The organism is Rhodococcus sp. NPDC077669 (assembly GCF_040686915.1).
GTDB classification, from domain to species: Bacteria; Actinomycetota; Actinomycetes; order Mycobacteriales; family Mycobacteriaceae; genus Rhodococcoides; species Rhodococcoides fascians.
On sequence record NZ_JBFBMD010000021.1, the window covers coordinates 36552 to 58517 of the forward strand.

22 protein-coding genes are annotated in these 21966 nt (G+C 64.4%); 9 read left to right on the plus strand and 13 right to left on the minus strand.

What is annotated here, in order from left to right; all coding sequences use genetic code 11:
- Window positions 1-12: 12 nt before the first annotated feature.
- The 4 genes from AB0P23_RS19820 to AB0P23_RS19835 are packed head-to-tail and all read right to left on the minus strand — an operon-like array spanning window position 13 to window position 3337.
- Window positions 13-759: an amino acid ABC transporter ATP-binding protein gene (locus tag AB0P23_RS19820; RefSeq protein WP_274611602.1), complete on the minus strand. Its 747-nt coding sequence runs from the start codon at window positions 757-759 to the stop codon at window positions 13-15.
- Complete coding sequence (locus tag AB0P23_RS19825; RefSeq protein WP_363798934.1) at window positions 756-2246, minus strand: ABC transporter permease subunit; 1491 nt, start codon at window positions 2244-2246, stop codon at window positions 756-758. The genes AB0P23_RS19820 and AB0P23_RS19825 overlap by 4 nt, the downstream gene beginning before the upstream one ends.
- A gap of 39 nt (window positions 2247-2285) precedes the next feature.
- Window positions 2286-2768, minus strand: coding sequence for a RidA family protein (locus AB0P23_RS19830; RefSeq protein ID WP_032371653.1), 483 nt, complete (start codon window positions 2766-2768; stop codon window positions 2286-2288).
- A 14-nt stretch (window positions 2769-2782) separates the two neighbouring features.
- Entirely contained in the window at window positions 2783-3337 is a 555-nt protein-coding gene (locus tag AB0P23_RS19835; RefSeq protein ID WP_363798937.1) for a histidine phosphatase family protein, read from the minus strand.
- 78 nt (window positions 3338-3415) lie between these two features.
- Between AB0P23_RS19835 and AB0P23_RS19840 the strand changes: the two genes are divergently transcribed.
- Both AB0P23_RS19840 and AB0P23_RS19845 read left to right on the plus strand, forming a co-directional pair.
- Window positions 3416-4591: an acyl-CoA dehydrogenase family protein gene (locus AB0P23_RS19840; protein ID WP_363798940.1), complete on the plus strand. Its 1176-nt coding sequence runs from the start codon at window positions 3416-3418 to the stop codon at window positions 4589-4591.
- 16 nt (window positions 4592-4607) lie between these two features.
- The gene (locus AB0P23_RS19845) at window positions 4608-5735 is read left to right on the plus strand and encodes an acyl-CoA dehydrogenase family protein (RefSeq protein ID WP_032375479.1); all 1128 of its coding nucleotides are present in this window, start codon (window positions 4608-4610) and stop codon (window positions 5733-5735) included.
- Between the two features lie 69 nt (window positions 5736-5804).
- On the opposite strand, the gene AB0P23_RS19850 is transcribed toward AB0P23_RS19845, so the two are convergent.
- Complete coding sequence (locus AB0P23_RS19850) at window positions 5805-6614, minus strand: alpha/beta hydrolase (RefSeq protein ID WP_032375544.1); 810 nt, start codon at window positions 6612-6614, stop codon at window positions 5805-5807.
- Between the two features lie 158 nt (window positions 6615-6772).
- On the opposite strand from AB0P23_RS19850, the gene AB0P23_RS19855 reads away from it, so the two are divergent.
- Entirely contained in the window at window positions 6773-7684 is a 912-nt protein-coding gene (locus AB0P23_RS19855; RefSeq protein WP_027497988.1) for a phosphodiesterase, read from the plus strand.
- Here the strand turns inward: AB0P23_RS19855 and AB0P23_RS19860 are convergent.
- From AB0P23_RS19860 to AB0P23_RS19870, 3 genes are all read right to left on the minus strand, one after another.
- A complete protein-coding gene (locus AB0P23_RS19860; RefSeq protein WP_032371933.1) occupies window positions 7681-9102 on the minus strand; it encodes a stealth family protein in 1422 nt (473 codons plus the stop codon). The genes AB0P23_RS19855 and AB0P23_RS19860 overlap by 4 nt on opposite strands.
- A 232-nt stretch (window positions 9103-9334) precedes the next feature.
- Window positions 9335-9697, minus strand: a complete 363-nt coding sequence (locus tag AB0P23_RS19865; protein ID WP_032401297.1) for a VanZ family protein — start codon at window positions 9695-9697, stop codon at window positions 9335-9337.
- A gap of 10 nt (window positions 9698-9707) precedes the next feature.
- Window positions 9708-10376, minus strand: coding sequence for a class I SAM-dependent methyltransferase (locus tag AB0P23_RS19870; RefSeq protein ID WP_206497802.1), 669 nt, complete (start codon window positions 10374-10376; stop codon window positions 9708-9710).
- A gap of 84 nt (window positions 10377-10460) precedes the next feature.
- Here AB0P23_RS19870 and AB0P23_RS19875 point away from each other — a divergent pair, with 84 nt between their 5' ends.
- Window positions 10461-10934, plus strand: a complete 474-nt coding sequence (locus AB0P23_RS19875; protein ID WP_027497985.1) for a phosphoribosyltransferase — start codon at window positions 10461-10463, stop codon at window positions 10932-10934.
- Between the two features lies 1 nt (window position 10935).
- Here AB0P23_RS19875 and AB0P23_RS19880 read toward each other — a convergent pair whose 3' ends face one another.
- Window positions 10936-11970 (minus strand): NADPH:quinone reductase, encoded by a 1035-nt coding sequence (locus AB0P23_RS19880; RefSeq protein ID WP_363798946.1) that lies wholly within the window; start codon window positions 11968-11970, stop codon window positions 10936-10938.
- A 97-nt stretch (window positions 11971-12067) separates the two neighbouring features.
- Between AB0P23_RS19880 and AB0P23_RS19885 the strand changes: the two genes are divergently transcribed.
- Entirely contained in the window at window positions 12068-12577 is a 510-nt protein-coding gene (locus AB0P23_RS19885) for a DinB family protein (RefSeq protein WP_027497983.1), read from the plus strand.
- A gap of 3 nt (window positions 12578-12580) precedes the next feature.
- Here AB0P23_RS19885 and AB0P23_RS19890 read toward each other — a convergent pair whose 3' ends face one another.
- Window positions 12581-13075: an SRPBCC family protein gene (locus tag AB0P23_RS19890; RefSeq protein WP_032375476.1), complete on the minus strand. Its 495-nt coding sequence runs from the start codon at window positions 13073-13075 to the stop codon at window positions 12581-12583.
- Window positions 13072-13896, minus strand: a complete 825-nt coding sequence (locus AB0P23_RS19895) for an SDR family oxidoreductase (protein ID WP_032375475.1) — start codon at window positions 13894-13896, stop codon at window positions 13072-13074. The genes AB0P23_RS19890 and AB0P23_RS19895 overlap by 4 nt, the downstream gene beginning before the upstream one ends.
- Window positions 13897-13997: 101 nt before the next feature.
- Here AB0P23_RS19895 and AB0P23_RS19900 point away from each other — a divergent pair, with 101 nt between their 5' ends.
- Entirely contained in the window at window positions 13998-15044 is a 1047-nt protein-coding gene (locus tag AB0P23_RS19900) for an iron-siderophore ABC transporter substrate-binding protein (protein WP_052061705.1), read from the plus strand.
- A 179-nt stretch (window positions 15045-15223) separates the two neighbouring features.
- Here AB0P23_RS19900 and AB0P23_RS19905 read toward each other — a convergent pair whose 3' ends face one another.
- The gene (locus tag AB0P23_RS19905; RefSeq protein ID WP_363798950.1) at window positions 15224-16651 is read right to left on the minus strand and encodes a DUF222 domain-containing protein; all 1428 of its coding nucleotides are present in this window, start codon (window positions 16649-16651) and stop codon (window positions 15224-15226) included.
- Between the two features lie 279 nt (window positions 16652-16930).
- Window positions 16931-18403, minus strand: a complete 1473-nt coding sequence (locus tag AB0P23_RS19910) for a cryptochrome/photolyase family protein (RefSeq protein WP_094716814.1) — start codon at window positions 18401-18403, stop codon at window positions 16931-16933.
- Window positions 18404-18530: 127 nt separating this feature from the next.
- Between AB0P23_RS19910 and AB0P23_RS19915 the strand changes: the two genes are divergently transcribed.
- Genes AB0P23_RS19915 through AB0P23_RS19925 form a run of 3 tightly spaced genes read left to right on the plus strand, consistent with a single transcriptional unit; the run spans window position 18531 to window position 21923 of the window.
- Window positions 18531-20183, plus strand: a complete 1653-nt coding sequence (locus tag AB0P23_RS19915; RefSeq protein WP_283551019.1) for an alkaline phosphatase D family protein — start codon at window positions 18531-18533, stop codon at window positions 20181-20183.
- Between the two features lie 18 nt (window positions 20184-20201).
- On the plus strand, window positions 20202-21044 hold the full coding sequence (locus AB0P23_RS19920; RefSeq protein ID WP_222074028.1) for a rhodanese-related sulfurtransferase: 843 nt from the start codon (window positions 20202-20204) through the stop codon (window positions 21042-21044).
- A 3-nt stretch (window positions 21045-21047) separates the two neighbouring features.
- Window positions 21048-21923, plus strand: a complete 876-nt coding sequence (locus AB0P23_RS19925; protein WP_363798968.1) for a pseudouridine synthase — start codon at window positions 21048-21050, stop codon at window positions 21921-21923.
- Window positions 21924-21966: the final 43 nt, after the last annotated feature.

Consider the following 21966-nt stretch of genomic DNA (forward strand, 5'->3'; position numbering starts at 1 on the left):
GGCGCAGCCCCTCTACGCCAAGATTCGCTGTAGGAACTGTCGGGTACGGGGCTCGGTCGGGTTCGCGAGAACCTGCTCGGGTGTCCCGCGTTCGACGACGACTCCGTTCTCGAGGAACAACACCTGATCGGCCACTTGCTGGGCGAAGCGGATCTCGTGGGTGACGATCACCATCGTCCATCCTTCGGCGGCAAGGCCCTTGATGACGCCCAGTACTTCGCCGACCAGTTCGGGGTCGAGTGCGGAGGTCGGCTCGTCGAACAGCATCAGTTTGGGGCGCAAGGCGAGGGCCCGGGCGATTCCGACGCGTTGCTGTTGGCCGCCGGAAAGCTGGAACGGGTACTGATCGGACTTGGCGTCGAGACCGATCTGGTCGAGGATTGCGTGAGCGTCGCGAATCGCGTCGTCCTTGGCCCGCTTCTGGACGATCACCGGTCCCTCGATGATGTTCTGCAGCACGGTCTTGTGGGGGAACAGATTGTGGCTCTGGAACACCATGCCGCTCTGTGCGCGGAAATGGCGTAGTCGCGCGGCATCCACGGGCTCGGCGAAATCGACGGACACGTCGCCGATGCGGATCAGGCCGGCATCGGCCCGGTCGAGAGCGTTGAGCGTGCGCAACACCGTGGTCTTGCCGGAGCCGGACGGCCCGATGATGACGGTGACGGTGCCCGACGGCACGGTGAACGAGACGTCCTTCAATACCTCGATCGGCCCGAACGATTTCTTCAGTGCGGATACTTCCAGCAGGTCTGTCATTTCGCCACGTACCTGTCGAGTCGGACTTCGAGTTTGCCTTGGAAGGACGAGAGAATTATGCAGATCACCCAGTAGTACAGGGCGGCAACGGAGTACAGCGTGAAGAAGTCGAACGTCGGGGCCGCCGCCAGCTGCGCGACGCGCAGCAGCTCGGTCACCAGGATGGTCGATGCCAGCGAGGTGTCCTTGACCAGCGAGATCAACGTGTTCGACAGCGGGGGCACGGCGGTGCGCAGTGCTTGCGGAAGCACGATGCGCTGCAACGTGGTTCGGTAACCCATGCCGATCGTCTGCGCGGCCTCCCACTGGCCCTTGGGCACGCTCAGTATCGCAGCGCGAATGACTTCGGCGGCGTAGCCGCCGACATTGAGCGAGAACGCCACGACGGCCGCCGGAAACGGCGAGATCACGACGCCGAACTGCGGCAGGCCGTAGAAGATGATGAACAGCTGCAGCAGTAGGGGGGTGCCGCGAATGATCGAGACGTAGAACCGGGCCACTGCGGCGAGCGGTGTGATCGACGAAATCCGGGCGAGTGCCACAGCGAGCGCGATGACCAGTCCCACAACGAAACTGATTGCGGTCAGCGGGATCGTCATGGTTACTGTCGCCTTCAGCATCGGCCACAGGTTGTCGAGCACCAGCTGCATCTTCGACGGTGCAGTGGTTCCCCCGTCCTCGCTCACCGGTGCCGCGGTGTCGGCTGTCGGTGCCGCGACGTCGCTGCCGAAGTACTTCTTCGAGATCTCGGCGATGGTGCCGTTGTCGCGGAGGGTGTCGATGGCGGCGTCGACCTCGTCCATCAGGCCACTATTCTTGCGGGCCACGAAGGACTGCAGCGTCGTGTCGCCCGTGTTTCCGGAGACCCGCACTCCCGTGTCGCCGGTCTGCTGCAGGTATTCGGCGATGGCGAGCGAGTCGTTGACGGTGGCGTCCACCCGGCCGTCCTTGACGAGGGCGACTGCTTGGACGAATCCCTCGACCGCCTCGACGTTCGCGCCCGCGTCGGCAGCGACCTCGGCCCAGTTGCTCGTCGACGATTGGGCGGTGGTCTTGCCGGCCAGATCGGCCGTCGAGGTGATCGTGGTGTTGTTCGCGGCGGTGAGAATCTGGCCTTCGGACACCGTGTAGGGCTTGGACAGGTCGTAGGTCGATTGCCGGGCGGGGGTGATCGACACCTGGTTCGCGATCAGGTCGAAGCGTTGCGATTGCAGCCCGGCGAAGATCGAGTCGAAGGGGGTCTGCACGAAGTCGACGCGGACGCCCAGTTCGTCGCCGACCGCGTTGATGACGTCGATGTCGTAGCCGGTGAGTTGGCCGTCCCCGCCCTGATAGCTGAACGGGCTGTACGTGCCCTCGGTGCCGACGACGAGTACACCGTCGTCGCGCACTCGGTCCAGGAGGGATTGCGACGACGAACTACACCCGGACAATCCGAGTATGCCGATCAGAATCGCGACCAGAACCAGAGTGGATCTGCGCACCATCTAGGCCTGCTTTCGCTGTAATGACGAGTGGAGAAAAACCTACCCGTCGATCTCCAGTTCCGCTGACACGACGACGGTGTTGTTCATCGGCAATGCGGCCGCTCCCAGCGCAGTCCGCGCATGCGCACCGACCTCGGGTCCGAAGATCGCCAACACCAGATCGGAGAACCCGTTGACGACGGTGGTGGTCTGAGTGAAGCCGTGATCGGCGTTGACCGAGCCGGTGACGGTCAGCCACGCGCTGATTCGATCGAGATCTCCGATGGCACGGGCGAGGCTGCCCAATACCGCGAGGGCGGTGTCACGCGCGGCGTCGGTGGCGGCGTCGAGGTCGACTTCGGACGGCACCGCACCGAACGGACCGGCGAGGGTTCCGTCCGGTGCGAGCGGCGAATGACCCGAGACGAAGACGCGGTTGCCGCGCACGCGAACCCAATCGAAGGAGAACTCGAATCCCGGTGGTGCGCTCGGTTCACCGGGCAGCTCGAAGCCGAGTTCGGCGATGCGACGTTCGATCTCCATGAACGAAAATCCTGTCAGACCGCAACGCCGTTGATGGTGCGAACCGTCCATCGGGTGCCGTCGTGTTCGAGTGTGGACACACCGGCGTTGAGTATGCGGGGTGAGTGTCGTCGACGGATGGCGTCGAAGATGGCTCGTATGACGCCGCCGTGGGCCACGGCGATCACCGCGGAGTCGGGGTAGCGCGAGGCGATCTCGTCGACGGCTCGCACGCCCCGGACGATCAGATTCGATCGTGGCTCGAGGCCCGGGTATCGGCCGTCCGGCCAATGCGAGTACGCGTCCCAGTCGGTGAATCCCTCGGCGTCACCGAAGTGACGCTCGGCAAGATCCGGGAATTCGGCGGTTCGGTTCAGGCCCAGATGGGTCCCGATGATGTCGGCGGTTTCTGCGGCTCTGACCAGCGGCGAACTGACCAGGTGATCCCACGTACGGAACTCCAGTTCGTAGCCTGCCTTACGGGCCTGAGCTCGTCCGGTGTCGTTGAGGGGGATGTCCGAAGAGCCCTGCAGGCGGCCGTGCAAATTCCAGTTCGTTTCACCGTGCCGAACCAGCGCCAGAAAAGTCATAGTGAGCGGAGAATATCCCAGAGTTACCAGGGAGTACGGTCGATACCGAGATAAGCGAACGAGCACGGAGGATTGTCGATGAATCTTGCCCTGACAGAAGAAGAGGCCGCGTTCCGCGACGAGATGCGGACGTTCTTCACCACGAAGATCCCCGCCGAGATTCGCGAGAAGAACGCGACGGGTCAGGAGTTGAGCAAGGACGAAGTGGTCACGACCATGCGAATCCTGAACGAGAACGGCCTGGCAGTACCGCATTGGCCTGCGGAGTTCGGTGGCCGCGATTGGTCTGCGGTCCAGCGTCACATCTGGCTCGACGAAATGCAGTTGGCCTCGGTACCCGAGCCGCTGGCGTTCAACGCGTCGATGGTGGGCCCGGTCATTGCGACGTTCGGGTCGCAGGAGATCAAGGAGAAGTTCCTGCCGAAGACGGCGAACCTCGACATCTGGTGGTGTCAGGGGTTCTCCGAGCCCGAAGCCGGTTCGGATCTCGCCTCGCTGCGTACCACCGCCATTCGGGACGGTGACGACTACATCGTCAACGGCCAGAAGACGTGGACCACTCTCGGCCAGTACGCCGACTGGATCTTCGCGTTGGTACGCACCAACCCCGATGCACCGAAGAAGCAGGCCGGAATTTCGTTCCTGCTCATCGATCTGAACACCCCCGGCATCGAGATGCGTCCCATCAAGCTGGTCGACGGCAGCGTCGAGGTCAACGAGGTGTTCTTCGACAACGTCCGCGTCCCGGCCGAGAACCTCGTGGGCGAGGAGAACCAGGGCTGGAGCTACGCGAAGTTCCTGCTCGGCAACGAGCGCACCGGCGTCGCCCGCGCCGGACACACCAAAGTTCGACTGGGACAGGCTAAAAAGCACGCCGCGCAGACGAAGGTCAGCACCGGGACGCTGCTCGAGGATCCATTGTTCGCGGCCAAGCTGGCCGAGGTGGAGAACGAACTGCTCGCCCTCGAGCTCACCCAGTTGCGGATGGTCTCGAGCTCGGACGACGGCAAGCCGAACCCGGCATCGTCGATTCTGAAGCTGCGGGGTTCCGAATTGCAGCAGACCACAACCGAATTGCTGATGGACATCGCCGGGCCGGACTCCTTGCCCTACGAGGCAGGCGAGGACATCGAGAGCGACGGTTGGGCGCAGCGGTCGGTACCGAACTACCTCAACTATCGCAAGGTCTCGATCTACGGCGGCTCGAACGAGGTTCAGCGCACCATCATCGCGTCGGCGATTCTCGGACTGTAAGGGAGCATCTGAAGACATGGATTTCGAACTCAACGAAGAGCAGAAACTGCTGCGCGACACCACCCGTGAGGTTCTCTCGCGCGCCTACGACACCGAGAAGCGCAACAAGATCGTGGCCGGTGAGCTGGGGTGGAGCACCGACGTCTGGAAGCAGCTGGCCGAGGTCGGTCTGCTGGGTCTGACGTTCAGCGAGGACGACGGCGGTATGGACGCCGGTCCCGTGGAGATCATGGCGGTCATGACGGAGGTCGGACGACGGCTCGCGCCGGAGCCCATTCTCGACGCCGTTCTGGTGCCCGGCGGGCTCATCTCCGAGCTCGGCTCAGCCGATCAGCGCAAGCGACTTCTGCCACCCGTGGCCGAGGGCTCGTCGATGTTGGCGTTCGCGCACAACGAATCCGGCAGCCGCTGGCCCAACGTCGAGGTCGCCACCACGGCGACCGAGGACGGTGGATCGTGGTCGATCAGCGGTGTCAAGAACCCGGTTCCGCACGGCGGCAGCGCTGACGTCATCGTCGTCAGTGCCGTGCTTCCCGGCGGTGGAACCGGATTGTTCGTCGTCGACGGCGACGCGACCGGGCTGACCCGCAAGTCGTACGCCACCCACGACGGGCAGCGCGCCGCGCAGATCGAATTCTCCGACGTTGCTGCAGAACCGCTGGGTTCGGCCGAGAACGCAGCCGCTGCGATCACCGGTGCCGAGGTGCGCGCACAGGCCGCACTGTGTGCCGAGGCAGTGGGAGCAATGGAGGAGGCGCTGCGGCTGACCACCGATTACCTCAAGCAGCGCAAGCAGTTCGGGGTTCCGCTGGCCAAGTTCCAGGCGCTCACCTTCCGTGCGGCGGACATGTACGTGCTACTCGAGCTGGCCCGCAGCATGAGCCTCTACGCCACGATGTCGTTGGCGGACGGCAATGTCGACACGACCATCGCCTCGCGCGCCAAGCTGCAGATCTCGCGTTCCGGTCGCAAGATCGGCCAGGAGGCAATTCAGCTGCACGGCGGAATCGGCGTCACGGCCGAATATCCCGTCGGGCACTACACCAGTCGGCTCGTGGCCATCGAGCACACTCTCGGTGGGGCCGACGAGCACCTGCGCATCCTGTCGGACAAGGTCGGCGATCACGACCTCATCGGAATCTGATCCGGTAGAAGGACACGGGCCCGGCCACCTCGTCCAGGTGGTCGGGCCCGTTCTCGTCTCTCGGACGCGTCAGCTACCCGAATCCGCCTGTACCACAAGGTCGGCCACAGCTGCGGGGTTGGAAACCAGAATCGCGTGCGAGCCCGGAACCTCGGTCACCCGGGCCCCGGCCCGCTGCGCCATGAACCGCTCGGCAGAGGTCGGGATGATCTGATCCTGCTGGGGGATCAGCGCCCACGACGGGGTGTGCGCCCAGGACGGCGGACCGCTCGGTTCGAGCAAGGCACCGGCAGCGATGGTCTTCTGGTGAGCGGCCATGCGGGCGGCCTGCTCCTCGGTGACGTCGGGGGCGAAGAACGGACGGAACAGCGCGGGCGTGATGTACGAGTCGACGTTCTTGCCGATCAGGTTGGTCGAATCGTCGACGATCGACAGCCCGATCACGGGTGGGACCAGAGCCGTCACGGGGAATCGGAACGGGTCGAGTTCGAGGGCGACGGGTTCGCCTTCGACCGGCATGAACGCCGCGACGTAGACCAGAGCCTCCACGTTGTCCGCGTGCACGTTGCTGATCACCGTGCCGCCGTAGGAATGGCCGACCAGCACCACGGGCCCGTCGATGTTCTCGACGACGTCGGTCACCGAGGCCGCATCGATCGCGGGGCCGCGCAGTGAGTTCTCGGCGGTGACGACGGGGTAGCCGCGGCCGCGTAAGTTGGCCGCGACACCGTCCCAGCTGGTGCTGTCGGCGAAGGCACCGTGCACGAGGACAACGGTCGGCAGGCCCTGCGCAGCGGCCGGAGCCACCCCGATCCCGAGCATCGTGCCCACGGTCAGTGCCGCGGCTGCGAGCAGGGAGGTCCACTTGGAAGACGTCATGTTCTCAACCTGCCACACGCCAGGAGTTTCCACGGTGATCACCGTCCGGATTCGACCAGCTTTTTCTCAGTGAACGCTCGTATGCTTGGCTTGTGGCAGTGGCGTTCGCCCGACCGGGTGATCGTGAAACGGTAGGTCCGATCGTGAGCGAGAGTTCGATGAAGTCTCGGATGGCCGAGTACCCACGTCCCCATCACTGCTTGTTGCACATCAGCGACACGCATCTCGTTGACGGCGGCGGTCGCTTGTACGGCGGCGTGGACAGTGAGTTGCGGCTCGAACAAGTGATGACCGATGTTCGGAACTCGGGGGTGCGGCCCGATGCGTTGGTGTTCACCGGTGATCTGACGGACAAGGGCGAGGCGGGTGCCTACGAGAAGCTCCGCGCTCTGGTCGAGCCGGTGGCCGAGGAGCTCGGCGCGCAGATCGTCTGGGCGATGGGCAATCACGACGACCGCGCGACGTTCCGTCGGACCCTGCTCGACGCGGAACCGAGCGGGCAGTCCATCGATCGCGTGCACGACGTCGACGGTCTTCGCATCGTCACCTTGGATACGACGGTCCCCGGAAAGCATCACGGTGAGCTCGCCGACGAGCAATTGGCTTGGCTCGCAGACACTCTCGCAACCCCTGCCGAGTTCGGCACGATTCTGGCGATGCACCACCCGCCGGTACCGACCGTGCTCGATCTCGCAGTTCTGGTCGAGCTCATCGATCAGCCGCGCTTGGCGGACGTACTGCGCGGCAGCGACGTGCGATCGATACTCGCAGGGCATCTGCACTATTCGACGACAGCGACGTTCGCGGGCATTCCCGTCTCGGTCGCGTCGGCCACGTGCTACACCCAGGATCTCAACGTCCCCGCCGGCGGGTTACGCGGTCGCGACGGAGCCCAGGGCTACAACCTGGTTCACCTCTACGACGACACCGTCGTCCATTCGGTGGTACCGACGGGCTCGTACGACACTGTGGGAGAGGCAGTGTCGGCAGAGGAGACCGCGCGTCGGCTCGATGCAGCGGGAGTGACCATTGCCGACAGCGCCCGTCGGAAGTTGTTCAGCGACGCCTAGTTCTGGGTGCGTTCCCACGGCGCGACGATGGGGAAGTACTTGTCCAGGAACTGCGTCACGGTGCGCGTGCGCAGATCGAGGTCGACCTCCGGGAAGCTGCCGTCGTTGAGGCAGAAGAAGTCGACCGATCGCTTGGGCAGCAGCTTCTCCATCAACTCGAGACCCGCGACGGACGTGGTGTCGATGTACCGGACCTTCGCGTCCTTCTGGACCACGGCGCGTCCGCTCATCAGCGCGTAGTAGTGGTACAGCGAATTCGTGACCGAGATGTTCGTACTCGCGCGGAATGCACTGGCAGCGGTGGAGGCGAACTCGTCGGGGAACTCGTTCTCCATTTCCTGCATCACGCTGCGGCGCAACGGCGTTGCCGCATGCTCGAGGTGCCGGGTGGTCGTCATCCCGAAGCGGTCCTGCAGGATCCGACGGTTCACGCGTGCCGCGTTCTCGAAGCCGCTGCGGTCGGCGTCGCTGTAGCCCAATCCGATTCGCGTCGTCGCCTCGATGAACATGCTGATTCCGCCGGGGGAGAAGAACATCGACGGGCTGACGGGGCGACCGAAGAACATGTCGTCGTTCGAGTACAGGAAGTGCTCGGACAACCCGGGGATGTGGTGCAGCTGGCATTCGACGGCCTGCGAATTGTGCGTCGGCAGTACGGAGGTATCGACGAAGAACGCCTCGCTCGGCACGAACGTCACCTTGGGATGGTCGGCGAGCCACGCCGGCCTCGGGGAGTCGGTGGCGACGAAGATGCGCCTGATCCACGGTGCGTACAGGTGAATCGACCGCAGTGCGTACTTCAGTTCGTCGATCTGCCGGTACCGGGCGGCCGAATCGTCGCCTTCGCCGACGACGTAGTTCGCCATCCGGCGGGCGCGTTGAGCCTGGAATTCCGCGGACGAACCGTCGACCCACGAGAACACGATGTCGATGTCGAAATTGATGTCCGACGCGTGGTCGGCGAACATGTTCTCGATGGTCGGCCAGGTTCGGCCGAAGCGCTCGACGGTGCCGCGGACGGCCTCGTCGGGCCGAATGTTGCGGCGAGTGAGCGAGTTCTCGATCGGCAACACGATCTCGGACGGTGAGAACGACCACAGCTCGATCTGCACCGCGGTCGATGCGCCGTAGTAGAGCCCGCTGAACGGCTCGACACGTGGACGGTAGAGCCGCACGATGCGTGCGTTCGACGACGGCGACAAGGTGCCGTCGGCTACCAGTACCGCTTTTCCGCGGGCGTCGACGGTCTTGGAGTAGAAGGGCTCGGCGCGGCAGGCATGCACCAGGGCCGTGGTCAGTGCCTCGCGAGCGGCCAGTTCTATGGCGATGACGGGACGCTCGTCGTTCCCACGCACCAGTAGGTACTTGATCCGCGCGGCGTCGAGCACGGCGCGCACGAACAGCAGATCTTCGACCATCGCCTGGTGCGGGGTGGTCGAGGTGATGGTCAGTGCGTAGCGGCCGTCGTGGCTGACGACGTCGGACCGTTCGCTCAAGCGCGCGGCGGCAGCGTCGGATTCTCGGGTGACGGCATCGTTGGTCTCGTGCTCCGGTGGAACGAGGTAGATATCGTGCGGGGCAGAAGACGAGGTGATGACGTTCCTTCCGGAGTGTTCGCGCTGGCCGAGGAACCCCCGGTGCCGTCTCAGTCTAGTGCAGGTGCGGTGCCTTTCGGACGCGCTGCGGTAGAACCCTGCTCGCTGCGACCAGGCCCAGTGCGATACCGACGACGTCGGCGAGTGCGTCGGCGGCCGATCCGGAGCGACCGAGCGGCAGGATCGCCTGCAGGAACTCCGATACCACTGCGAACGCCGACACCCACAGTGCGGTCTTCACCCAGCCGATGCCGGCGAGTCGGGAGGTGTAGGCGAGAGCAGCGAACAGGATGCAATGAATGATCTTGTCGCTGTGCTGAAAGCTGGAGGGCACCCCGGACGCGGGGGTGAAGAGAACGATCAGCGCGACGACGAACGTGACGGCCAGGGGAATTCGGTACGTCGACTGCGAGATCACTGCGAAGAGTTTACCGGCGCTGCAGCACCACCACTGTGTCGATTCGCTCGTCGCCGTCCGGCGTCGTCCGGGTGCGGTGTTCGGCGTGAATCACCTCGAACCCGTCGCCCGCCGCAGCGACGACCGGTTCCGGTGCGAACAGTCGGTGCTTGGCCGGGTGCTGCGAGGCGTGGCTGTCGCTGGGACTGTGACCGACGATCAGTAGACGGCCCTTCGGCGCGACCGCCGCGGCGAACCTGCCGGTGGTCAGTTCCAATTCGTCCGGCGGCACCTGCAAGAAGTGCACCGACACCAGATCGAACGCCGCGGCCGGGGGAGTCCAGTCCAGTACGTCTTCCTGACGCCAATCCACCGCGAGCGTCTGTGACCCGAGTGCCTGCTGTGCGGCGCGAGCGCGGCCCAGGGCCACATCGGAGATGTCGACGCCGGTCACGTTCCATCCTTCGCCGGCCAGCCAGAGTGAGTCGGCACCTTCACCGCAGCCGATGTCCAGGGCGCGGCCCGGAATCAGCTCGGACGCTTCCTGTACCAACACGGCGTTGGGATTTCCGCTCCAGATGGCGGTGCGTTGGTTGTAGAGGTTGTCCCAGAACGATTCGTCGAAGGCACCGTTCTCGAAATCCGGTTCCGGGTGGGTCGGGTCGGCTGGATGAGTGTGCGCAGGTGTGTGGTCGGCCATGGTTCGAGACTGCCCGCTGTCGTCCCCGAGCGCAAACGAATTTGCTCATTCGGCAAAAATAGGCCTTGGGTAAAGTAATCCGTCATGACCGAACCGGAACGCGAAGTACTGACGTGGGAGACCTTCGGAGACGCCTCGCGCGATCTGACGAAGAAGATCGTGGGCGACGGGTTCGTTCCGGACATCGTCATCGCGATCGCCCGCGGCGGACTCATCCCTGCCGGTGCCATCTCCTACGCCATGGGCGTCAAGGCTGCCGGCACCCTCAACGTCGAGTTCTACTCCGATATCGAAGAGACTTTGCCCGATCCTGTTGTGCTCGAACCACTTCTGGATACCGACGCGATCGTCGGCAAGAAGCTGCTCGTCGTCGACGACGTCGCCGATTCCGGCCGCACCCTGGCGCTGGTGATCGATCTACTGAAGGCGCACACGGCCGACGTGCGGTCGGCCGTGATCTACACCAAGCCCAGAACCATTGTGCAGCCGGACTACTCGTGGCGAGAGACCGACAAGTGGATCAATTTCCCGTGGTCCACATTGCCGGTCATCACCTGAATTATTCGCTGGAGACGTCGATCAGCACCTTGCCGACGGTTCCGTTCTCCACGGCGTCGTGTGCGGCCGCGGTCTCGCTCAGCGGGAAGCGGTGCAGTGGCAGGCCGGTGGCTTCGCCCACCTCCAGCACGCCTGCTGCCGCCGCTGCGCTGACGTCCGCCTCGGCGTTACGCAGAGCCTCGTCGCCCACGGTGTAGAGCAGCACGAACTGGTAGCGAGTGTTGAGCACCATGTTAGGCCGGACGTCGAGGGTGATGGTGTCGCCGCCGTTGTTGGCGTAGACGGCTACGGAGGCTCGGTTCGCTCCCACGGCCGCGTTGAGTGCGGCGTTCTGTGCGGGAGCGACCTCGACCACCAGATCGATTCCGCCGGGCACCAATTCGCGGATGTCAGCGGCGGCGTCTCCGGTCTTGTAGTTCACCACGTGGTGCGCGCCGGCAGCGGTGGCCAGTGCGCCCTTCTCCGGTCCGCTGACGGTCGTCACCACGGTCGCGCCTGCCCAGCGGGCCAATTGGATCGCGGCATGGCCGACGGCACCGGCACCACCGGCGACGAGTACCGACTTGCCTTCCAACGCGCCGGGATGCAAGCGAGACGGGCCGTCCTCCGACACCGTCAGTGCGCGGTGTGCCGTCATCGCGGGTACGCCGAGGCTCGCGCCGACGTCGAAGCTGACGCCGTCGGGGAGAGGAACGACTCGTGACGCGGGAAGGTTGGTGAACTTCTGCGCCGTTCCGGTCGGACGCTGATGCTGGGCCAGGTACACCCAGACGCGATCTCCTACGGCCAGCCCCTCGACATCAGGGCCCACGGCGTCGATCACTCCGGCACCGTCCTGGTTCGGAACCACCTCGTCGAACGCCAGCTTCTCGCCCGGTCCGGAACCGGTTCTGTTCTTCCAGTCCGTCGGATTGACGCCCGAGACCACGACGCGCACGCGCACTTCGCCTTGGGCCGGCTCGGTCACCTCGCGATCTTTCGGTTCGAGGACGGACGAATCGCCGGTGCGGGTGTACACAATTGCTGGAGAAGTCATACCGGGTTCAACGCGCCTGGAGGGCCCCGATGTTCCCTTCGAAGCAATCGGGGTATGCATGACTGGCTATCAGTGCTCGACGAAAGAGGCGTACTCGATGAACCACAACGACCTGCTGACCGACGCATTCGGTCGAATCAAGGAACTCGTTCACTCGGTGTTGGACGACATCCCCGCTGCCGCGTTGACCTATCGGCCCGACGCCGATGCCAACAGCATCGCGTGGTTGCTGTGGCACCTGACGCGTGTGCAAGACGACCACATCGCGGGTGTGGCCGGGAGCGAACAGGTCTGGACGTCGGACTCGTGGTTCGAGCGTTTCGGATTGCCGTTCGACAAGTCCGACATCGGGTACGGCCAATCGTCCTCCGACGTCGCTCAGGTCACCTCGAGCGCCGAGTTGTTGCGCGAATACCACGACGCCGTGCACTCGAAAACCGTTGCGTACCTGAGCGGTATCTCGACCGACGATCTGGACCGAATCGTCGACGAGAACTGGGATCCGCCGGTCACGTTGGGTGCGCGCCTGGTGTCCGTGGTCTCCGACGACCTTCAGCATGCCGGGCAGGCGTCGTACGTTCTCGGCCTGTACACCCGGCAGGCATAGTCGTCAGGCGTAACGCTTCTGCAGGTTCTCCAGCGTCTTTCGGATGTTGCGACGCTGGAACTGCGGGAACGTCTTGCCGCTGGTGACGATCTTGTCGAACACGAGCGCCAGGGCATCGGGCCATTTCGTTCTGTCGTCGGTCCAGGTTTCGGTGACCTTTGTGCCGCCCGCGACTGGCTCGAAGTCGTATCGCCAGGTTGCGTTAGCGCCCTTGATCTTCGGAGCGCTCTTACCGATGGCGTGGACGCGGAACTCGAAGGTCTTGCCCGGGTCGGCTGCGGTCACGGTGCAGCGAGTGATCCACTTCGCCCGGCCGCGCTTGTTGGTTCCGTCGAATACCATTCCCACGTAGGCGCTCTCGCGGGGATCGTGCACAGTGGCACCGGTATTTTCGGGACTCCACTGGCCCATCTTGGTGGGGTCGCTGATCGCAGCGTAGAGGGTGTCGGCGTCGGCGTTGACAACGACGCTGTCGGACACCGTGAACTCGCGGCTCATGAGGATGCGCCGTTCTTCAGGCCTGGATGAATACGAGTGAGCATGGGCACCAACAATGTTCGCGGGGTGATCTGGGCAAAGATCGATCCGATGCGGTTGGCGGGCCCGGGGATCGACACCATCCGTCCCTTGTCCATGTCGTCGACGGCGGTCTTGGCCACCGTTTCTGCCGACACCCACATGATCGATGGCAGTGCCTTCTCGGCGTCGTCTTTCGCGAAGCCCGCGGCCTCGCCGAAACCGGTCTGCACCGGTCCTGGGCACAGCGCGGTGGCGGTCACGCCGGTTCCGCGCAGTTCTCCGGTCAGAGACTGGGTGTAGGAGAGAACGAACGCCTTGCATGCGCCGTAGCCCGCCTGGCCGGGAAGCGGCTGGAACGCGGCGGTGGAGGCCACGTTCAGCAGAGCTCCGCGTCGTCGCTCGGTCATGCCGGGGAGGAAGCGAGTGCAGAGATCGGCGACGGCAACCACGTCGACCTCGATCATGTTCATCTCTGCTTCGGGGTCGGATTCGACGACCGGGCCGAGCGTCGACAGCCCGGCGTTGTTCACCAGGATGTCCGGTATCAGTCCGAGTTCGGTGATGCGCCCGAGCAATTCGGCGCGGGCGCTGCGATCGGACAGGTCTGCTGCGAGCACCTCGGCGCGAACTCCCCGCGAGCGGAGTTCGTTCGCAAGCTCGTCGAGCTTGTCGGCGCGGCGGGCGACGAGGGTGACTCCGTGACCTCGGGAGGCGAGTTCGCGAGCGATTGCGGCACCGATTCCGGAAGACGCTCCGGTCACGACGGCAGTCCGGTCGGGTGCGGGGCGAGGAAGGCTCATGCCCCCACCGTAGCGAACGCCCGCTGTGCAGCGCATTTGAATCCGGATGAGAGGTTAGCCTAGGGTTACTTTAAATTCCCTTTGCTTGTCGAAAGGTAACCATGTTCTTTGTTTCACCGACCGGCCGACGGACTGCTCGCCGCGCAACCCTGCTGTCCGCGCTCACGGTGTCGGCCCTTGTGGTCGGCGCGTGTTCGAGTACCGATACCGCGGAGGAACCACAGGCGGGCAGCGACTTCGCGGCCGTCACCATCGATTCGGCGTTGGGTCAGGCCATCATCACCGAGAAGCCGGAGCGCATCGTGACGCTCGGGCAGGGTTCGGCAGAGACGGCGATTGCGCTGGGTACAGTCCCGGTGGGCGTCGAGGAGTATTCCTGGGGTGCCGACGACACCGGCTACCTCCCGTGGGTGCACGACGCGGTCACCGAGTTGGGTGCCGAGCTTCCCCAGCAGTTCACGGGCGGAACCGAATTGAACATCGAGGCCGTCGCGGCTCTCGAACCGGATCTGATTCTGGCACCGTGGTCGGGCGTCACGCAGGATCAGTTCGACAAGCTCAGTGCCTTCGCCCCGGTGGTTGCATACGAGGAGAAGCCGTGGACCACGACGTGGCAGGACCAGATCACCGTCATCGGCAAGGCCATGGGCGAGGAGCAGAAGGCGGCCGAGGAGATCGACAAGATCGAGAACCGCTTCGCCGACGCTGCCGCCCAGCACCCCGAGTACGCGGACGTGAGTTTTTCGTACATCTACAACACCGGCCCCGGAACGCTCGGAGTGTTCCTCGCCGACGAGCAGCGCGTCGCGATGGTGCGCGGACTCGGGCTGCAGGTCGATCCGGTGGTGAACACGCTCGACGAGACCGAGGGCACCGACTCATCGGTCATCGGGTTAGAGAATGCCAATCTGCTGAATGATTCCGACCTGATCTTCACCTTCTACTCGGATCCCCAGAATCGCACCGACACCGAGAATCAGCCTGCGTACAAGCAGATTCCGGCCGTGTCCCGTGGGTCGGTCGTTGCGCCGACGGATCAGTCCTTCGTCACCGGGTCGTCGATCATCAACCCGCTGACAGTGCCGTGGGCACTCGAACGATACGTGCCGATGATCGACGAGGCGGTCGCGAAGCTCGACGCGAAGTAGGTCACCGGTCGCTCGATCGGAGCGGAGACGAACAGGATTGGCTTCACGCAGGTCGTGTACATGCGCAGGAAGCATGCAGTGTCTGATCGAAACACCCAGCTCGACAATCTCTTCCAGCCCCGCACCGTGTTCTCGGTGTGGGGCTGGTGCGTTTGTGTGGGGCTGGTGCGTTTGCGCGGCTATGCGATGTGAGGGCCTGCTCGGGCGTGGGATTGTCTCGGTTGTCGGTAGGGGTCGACCGTGGCGGGTGGGACGAACCACGGGTGGTTGTCGGTGCCGATGAACACTTCCCAGTCACTGTGGTGGATGAGTCGGTGGTGGAATCCGCAGAGTAAGACGAGGTTGTTCATGTCGGTGGGTCCGCCGTCGGTCCAGTGCCAGATGTGGTGGCCTTCGGTCCAGGCGGCGGGTTTGCCGCAGCCGGGGAACGCGCAGCCGTGATCGCGGGCGGTCAGTGCGCGTTTCTGTTTTGCGGTGACGGTGCGGGCGGTGCGGGCGAGGTTGAGTGGGTTGCCGTTCTCGTCCATGACGATGGCGGTGAGGAGGCAATCGCAGGCCAGTTGTCGGGACGTCTCGCGGGAGAGGGGCCCCATCCAGGGCAGCCACCCGACGGTGGTGCCATCGCCGAACAGGTCCCGATACGCGCTGCGATCCTGGCTCGGTCCGGCAGCGCTGCCGGTCTGGAGTTCATCCGCCGCGTCCGACTCGGTCAGGTCGGAGTGTATTGGGTCGGAGTGGATCGGGTTGCCGGCGTCGATGTCCACCGGGTCGGCTGGATCGGCGTTGTCGGATTCTGCTGCTGTGCGGGTGGTTTCGTCGTCGGTGATGTCGTCGGTGTTCTGACCGCTCAGGCTGTGGAGGTCCTGCAACCGGATGTGCAGGTTGATGTGCGGTCTTTCGCCGCCCTCGGTGGGGCGATCCTTGGTAGCAAGGTAGTGGTCGAGGATCTGCCCGAATGCGTCGGCGCGTCGCCTCGCAGGACTGCGTTCGTCGGGGGTGCCGTCGGCTGCGGGCCGAGGTTCGGTCAGCGGTGAGAGTGCGGTGACGAGCTTTTCCGCGGTGACGGCATCGAAGTCGGCCTTGAGGCACAGGCGTTGGTTGAGCATCTTCGATGCGAAGAGTTCGTTGCGGTCGGTGTCCTCAGGGGGCGGCTTGTCGCTGCCGTAGGTGTCTTCGAGTTTGGTGATCGCTTCACGGATCTTGTCGGTGCGTGCCCCAGGCCCGGTGGCGGCGGTGATCATCGCGGTGCGGGCGATATCGCGACCCTCTTGCGGGAGGTTCTTCGGTGGTGTTTCGGCGAAGGTGAGGATCAGGGCGGCGTGGTCGACGGACATGACGCCGGTGTTGACGGCGTCGGCGATGTCGGGGAAGTTCTTCAGTCCGCGGGCGAGGGCAACGATCTTGGTGGCTTTGCTGGGGGTGAGCAGGGTGGTGGAGGTGAGCCAACCGGCGGGCCCGGGGAAGCCGAGCTTCTCCCGGCTCACGCGGGTGTCGATGTCGGCGACCAGAGCAATCCGCCGTGCTTCGAGCAGTTGGATGTCGTGGGAGACCGCGGCAGCGTCGGCGAGCAGTTCTGCTTCGCTCAGTTGCCAGATCTCCGTGGTCATAGGAAGAAGTGTATCGAACGGGTGTTCGATGCGCAATGATGGTGCAATCGAAAACTATTGCTGTGCAGAAGGATTCGGGATACGGAACCTGTCAGTGGTCCGTGGTAGAGGCTCGATCTCCCCGACGATCGCACCAGACCGCCATTCTAAGGCGACAGGAGCTGTGGAACACGGCCGGCTCCCGTGTCAGCGCCTCAGTAATAGTGGTGCGCGTTGCGCAGTCGATACCAACAGAGACCACTCGACAGGGTCCGGCCGTGCACAATTTGCCGGGGCGCGTCAGTACACCTCGCGTTGACGTTCCTGTTCCAGCACCTGCTCCAGGTCGTTCAATCGGTTCATCGACGACACCTGTCGCGCGGTGCGGTGGTTCAGTGCCAGCATCTCGCGGTGTCGGTGGACGAAGGCCCAGTAGCCGGCGGTGAAGGGGCAGGCGTCGTCACCCAGCCTCTTTTTCGGATTGAATTCGCATGTGCCGCAGTAGTCGGTCATGCGGTTCAGGTACGCCCCACCCGAAGCGTAGGGCTTGGTGGCGATCACTCCGCCGTCCGCGTGCTGGCTCATGCCGATGACGTTCACCGGCATCACCCAGGCGAACCCGTCGACGAAAGCCGTCGCGAACCACTCGGTCAGCGCTCGTGGGTCCCAGGCATGTTGCAGCGCAAAGTTTCCCAGGATCATCAGCCGCGGAATGTGGTGCACCCAGCCGCGGTCGCGTACGCCGTCGACGGTACTGGAGAGGCATTTCGCCACCACCGCATCGCCGTCCAACTCGAGAAGCCAATCCGGTAGTGGCTCATGGGCTTCGAGTTTGTTCCGTTCGAGGTACTCCGGCCCCATATGCCAGTAGAGGTGCCACACGTATTCGCGCCAGCCGAGGATCTGCCGAACGAAACCCTCCACGCTCGCCAGCGGGGTGCCGTCGCGATGGGCGTCCTCGGCGGCGTGCGCCACGTCCAACGGTTGCAGCAGACCGAGGTTGAGCGGGACCGACAACAGCGAGTGCGACATCGTCCAGTCGTCGGCCATCACTGCGTCCTCGTATTTGCCGAAGTCGTCCAAGCGGTAATCGATGAAGTGCGACAACGCTTCCGAGGCCTCGGAGGCAGTTACCGCGAACACTCGTGGCCCGTCGACTCCGACTGTGTCCAGCTCCCACGAATCGAGATCGGCACGCACCTCGTCGTCGATGGCATCCTCGGTCGGCCACCACGGTTCTTCCACGCCCAGGGTCAGCCGTCCCTTCGGGGGTGGCGACTGATTCTCGGCGTCGAGGTTCCATTTGCCAGAGACCGGGTCGGCACCGTCCATCAGCACATCGAATCTTTTGCGCTGCTCGCGGTAGAACGTCTCCATGCGAAAGGTTCCGCGCTCGGCCGCCCAGTCGGCGAACTCGGCCCGGGGGAGCGCGAACATCGGCGTCGGCAGAATTTCCGAGACCAGACCCTCCTCGTGCAAGGCAGCGACGAACTTCTCCGCCGCATGCGAGGTGGGCTCGAACACCACCACGGGCTTGCCGTACTCGGCCAACGCTTCGCGATACGTCTCGGTCTGCAGATAAGTGACGCGATCACCCAGCTCGTCGGCCAGATGACGCATCCCCGACAGCACGAGATGGAGCTTCTGTCGGTGGTATCGCCGGCGTCGAAACACGCGCCGGGACTCGATCATCAGCACGTCTCGCTCGGCATGCTCGTCCACGGAGTGGAAGTGCGGGCCGAGCTGATCACCGAACAACCACAGAGCGTCCATTCTCGGAGTGTTCTCCCGCAGCGACGACGGCAAACCAGCGTCCGCAGCATGGCCGGCTGGTGAACACTGTGGCCGACCCAGGCGCGCCTTACTTGACCACCGACGATCCATCGCATGGACTGACCCGATGCCCGCTGATTCTGCGCTGTCCAGAAGAACGTTTCTTCGCTCGTCGTCGGTGGCCGTTGCCGTGGCCGGAGTCGTCACGACACTGCCGGCGGTCGCCCACGCCCAGGGCAGCGACCGAGGCTTTCTGCACGGGGTGGCATCGGGAGATCCGTTGCCCGACGCGATCATTCTGTGGACCCGCATCACCCCCACGCCCGACGCCACCCCAGGCTCCGGCGTCGGCCCGCAGGTATCGGTGACCTGGCGCATCGCCCGGAACGTAGACATGAGTGGCGTCGTCGCCTCCGGAACCGTCTCCACCGGCCCCGATACCGATCACACCGTGAAGGTCGACGTCGACGGCCTCAGCGCAGACACCACGTACTTCTACGATTTCCGCACGAACGACGCGGCGTCGGCCGTCGGGACCACGCACACCGCCCCGGCCAACGATGCCGACATCGATGCGATGCGTTTCGGCGTCGTCTCGTGCTCCAACTGGGAGTCGGGCTACTTCGGTGCCTATCGCCACCTGGCAGCCAGGGGAGACCTCGACGCCATCGTCCATCTCGGCGACTACATCTACGAGTACGAGACGGGCGGATTTCCGGGGCGCGACGGCGTCGTCCGGCAGCATTCGCCCACCCACGAGATCGTCACCGTCGCCGACTACCGCCAGCGGCACGGTCAGTACAAGTCCGACCCGGATCTGCAAGCAGCGCACGTCGACGTTCCGTGGATCTGCACGTGGGACGACCACGAGTCGGCCAACGACGCGTACGACGGCGGCGCCGAGAACCACACGCCGGCCACCGAGGGCGATTGGTACACGCGCAAGGCCAACTCCGAGAAGGCCTACTACGAGTGGATGCCGGTCCGCGCAGCAGGCACTGCCACCAACCGTCACCTGTACCGCAGGCTGCGGTTCGGCAACTTGCTCGAACTCTCGATGCTGGACCTGCGCACCTACCGCTCGCAGCAGGTGTTGCCGTTCAACGGCCCCGAGGTCGATTCACCGAACCGCACCATCACCGGTGCCGAGCAGATGCAGTGGCTCACCGACGGCATCGTGTCGTCGCCGACGCAGTGGAAGATCGTCGGCAACCCGGTGATGATCACGCCCACTCTGATCCCACCGCTCGATCGAGACGCAGCCAGGGCCGTCACCTCGCTCCTCGGAATCCCGGAGGGCGGCTTGCCCTACAACGCAGATCCCTGGGACGGATACACGGCCGACCGCCGCAAGCTGCTCGGTGCCATCGTGGACGCAGGCGTCGACAACACGGTCTTCATCACCGGCGACATCCACTCCGCTTGGGCCTGCGAGGTACCCCTCGACGCAGCGCACTACGCAACGACGGAACCGGCTGCCACCGAGCTCGTCGTCACCTCGGTGAGCTCGGCCAACATCGACGATCTGACGCACACTCCGCCGCACACGCTGGGCCGGGTCGCCGAGGAAGCGTTCAAGGCGCTCAACCAGCACGTGAAGTTCGTCGATCTCGACAGTCACGGTTTCGGCGTCTTCGAGGTCACCAAGACGGCGGCTCGGATGGACCACTGGTTCCTCACCGCCAAGGAGGATCCGAGGACCGGCGTGTACTGGGGAGCGGGCTACACCGTCGACTCCGGCACCCAGCGGCTTCGGGCGGCGGCACCGCCACTGGGCTGACCCGCCATACTGGACGGCGTGGCTGTACCGAAAATCGTCCTGTTCTACGTCTTCACTCCGCTGGCAGATCCCGAGGCGATCCGGCTGTGGCAGCAGACGCTGGCCGCGTCCAACAACCTGACCGGACGCATCCTCATCTCCGAACACGGCATCAACGCGACGGTGGGCGGCGACGTCGACGACGTCAAGAGGTACGTCCGCGGCACCCGCAGCTACCCGGCCTTCAAAGCGGCCGATATTAAATGGTCAGACGGCCTCGGGAACGACTTTCCGCGATTGAGCGTGCGAGTGCGCGACGAGATCGTCACGTTCGGAGCCCCCGGGGAACTGAAGGTCGACACCGACGGCGTGGTCGGCGGCGGAACTCATCTGAGTCCGGAGCAGGTGCACGAGCTCGTCGATTCCCGTGGCGACGACGTCGTCTTCTTCGACGGCCGGAATGCCTTCGAAGCGCAGATCGGCAAGTTCAAGAATGCAGTGGTCCCCGACGTGGAGACGACGAAGGACTTCGTCTCGCAGCTCGATTCCGGTGCCTACGACCACCTCAAGAAGTCCCCGGTGGTCACGTACTGCACCGGGGGAGTGCGGTGCGAGGTCTTGTCCTCGTTGATGGTGGCTCGCGGGTTCGAGGAGGTCTATCAGCTCGACGGCGGAATCGTCCGGTACGCAGAGACTTTCGGCGACGACGCGCTCTGGGAGGGCTCGCTCTTCGTCTTCGACAAGCGGATGGCACAGAACTTCTCCGACCACACCGCCGTCATCGGTCGCTGCAGTGCGTGCGGCAACCCGACGTCCCGGTACCAGGACTTCGACGGTGATGCCGGCCGTGGTTTGCGGTTGATCTGTCTCGAGTGCGCCTGAGTGATGCTGCCCTTTCGAGACGGTCTCGCGCCTCTGAGACTGCTTCTGCCGCATGGTGATCCGGCCACCACCATCGTCGAATATCTCGAACGTGAGATGCCCGACGACGATTGGCGTCGGGCAATCGGCGACGCCGAACTTGTGGACGAGAAGAGTCGGCCCATAACTTTGGACACTCGCTACCGCGCCGGCAGTCTGGTGTACTTCTATCGTGTTCCGGCGCACGAGGTTCCGGTGCCGTTCGAGATCGGCATCCTGCACGAGGACGAAAATCTGCTGGTGGTCGACAAGCCACATTTCCTCGCCACCATCCCGCGTGGTCGGCACGTCACCGAAACCGCGACCGTGCGGCTGCGCAAGCAGTTCGACTGCCCCGACCTCACGCCCGCGCATCGACTCGATCGCGCCACTGCTGGAGTGCTGCTCTTCACCAAGACCAAGCATGCCCGACGGCCGTACCAGGAACTCTTCTCGACGCGCAACGTCGCCAAAGAGTACGAGGCCGTCGCGGGTTTCGATGCAGCACTGCAGTTTCCGCGCGTCGTGCAGAGCAGGATCCTCAAGGAACACGGTGTCATGACGGCGTACGAGGAGCCGGGGGAGCCGAACAGTGAAACCAGAATCGAGCTCATCGACACTCTCGGCGACCTCGCCCGCTATCGACTCTTCCCCAAGACGGGTAAGACCCATCAGCTGCGAATCCATCTGTCGTCGTTGGGGATTCCCATCGTCAACGATCCGTACTATCCGGTGTACACATCGACTCCCGCCGACGACTTCACTCGGCCGTTGCAGCTCCTGGCCCGGGCACTGGACTTCATCGACCCGCTCACCGGCGAACAGCGGCGATTCGCCAGCGCCCGAGAACTCCAGCTCTGACGCCCAGGAATCGTTCGTTCGGACGAGACGATGGTGACAATTC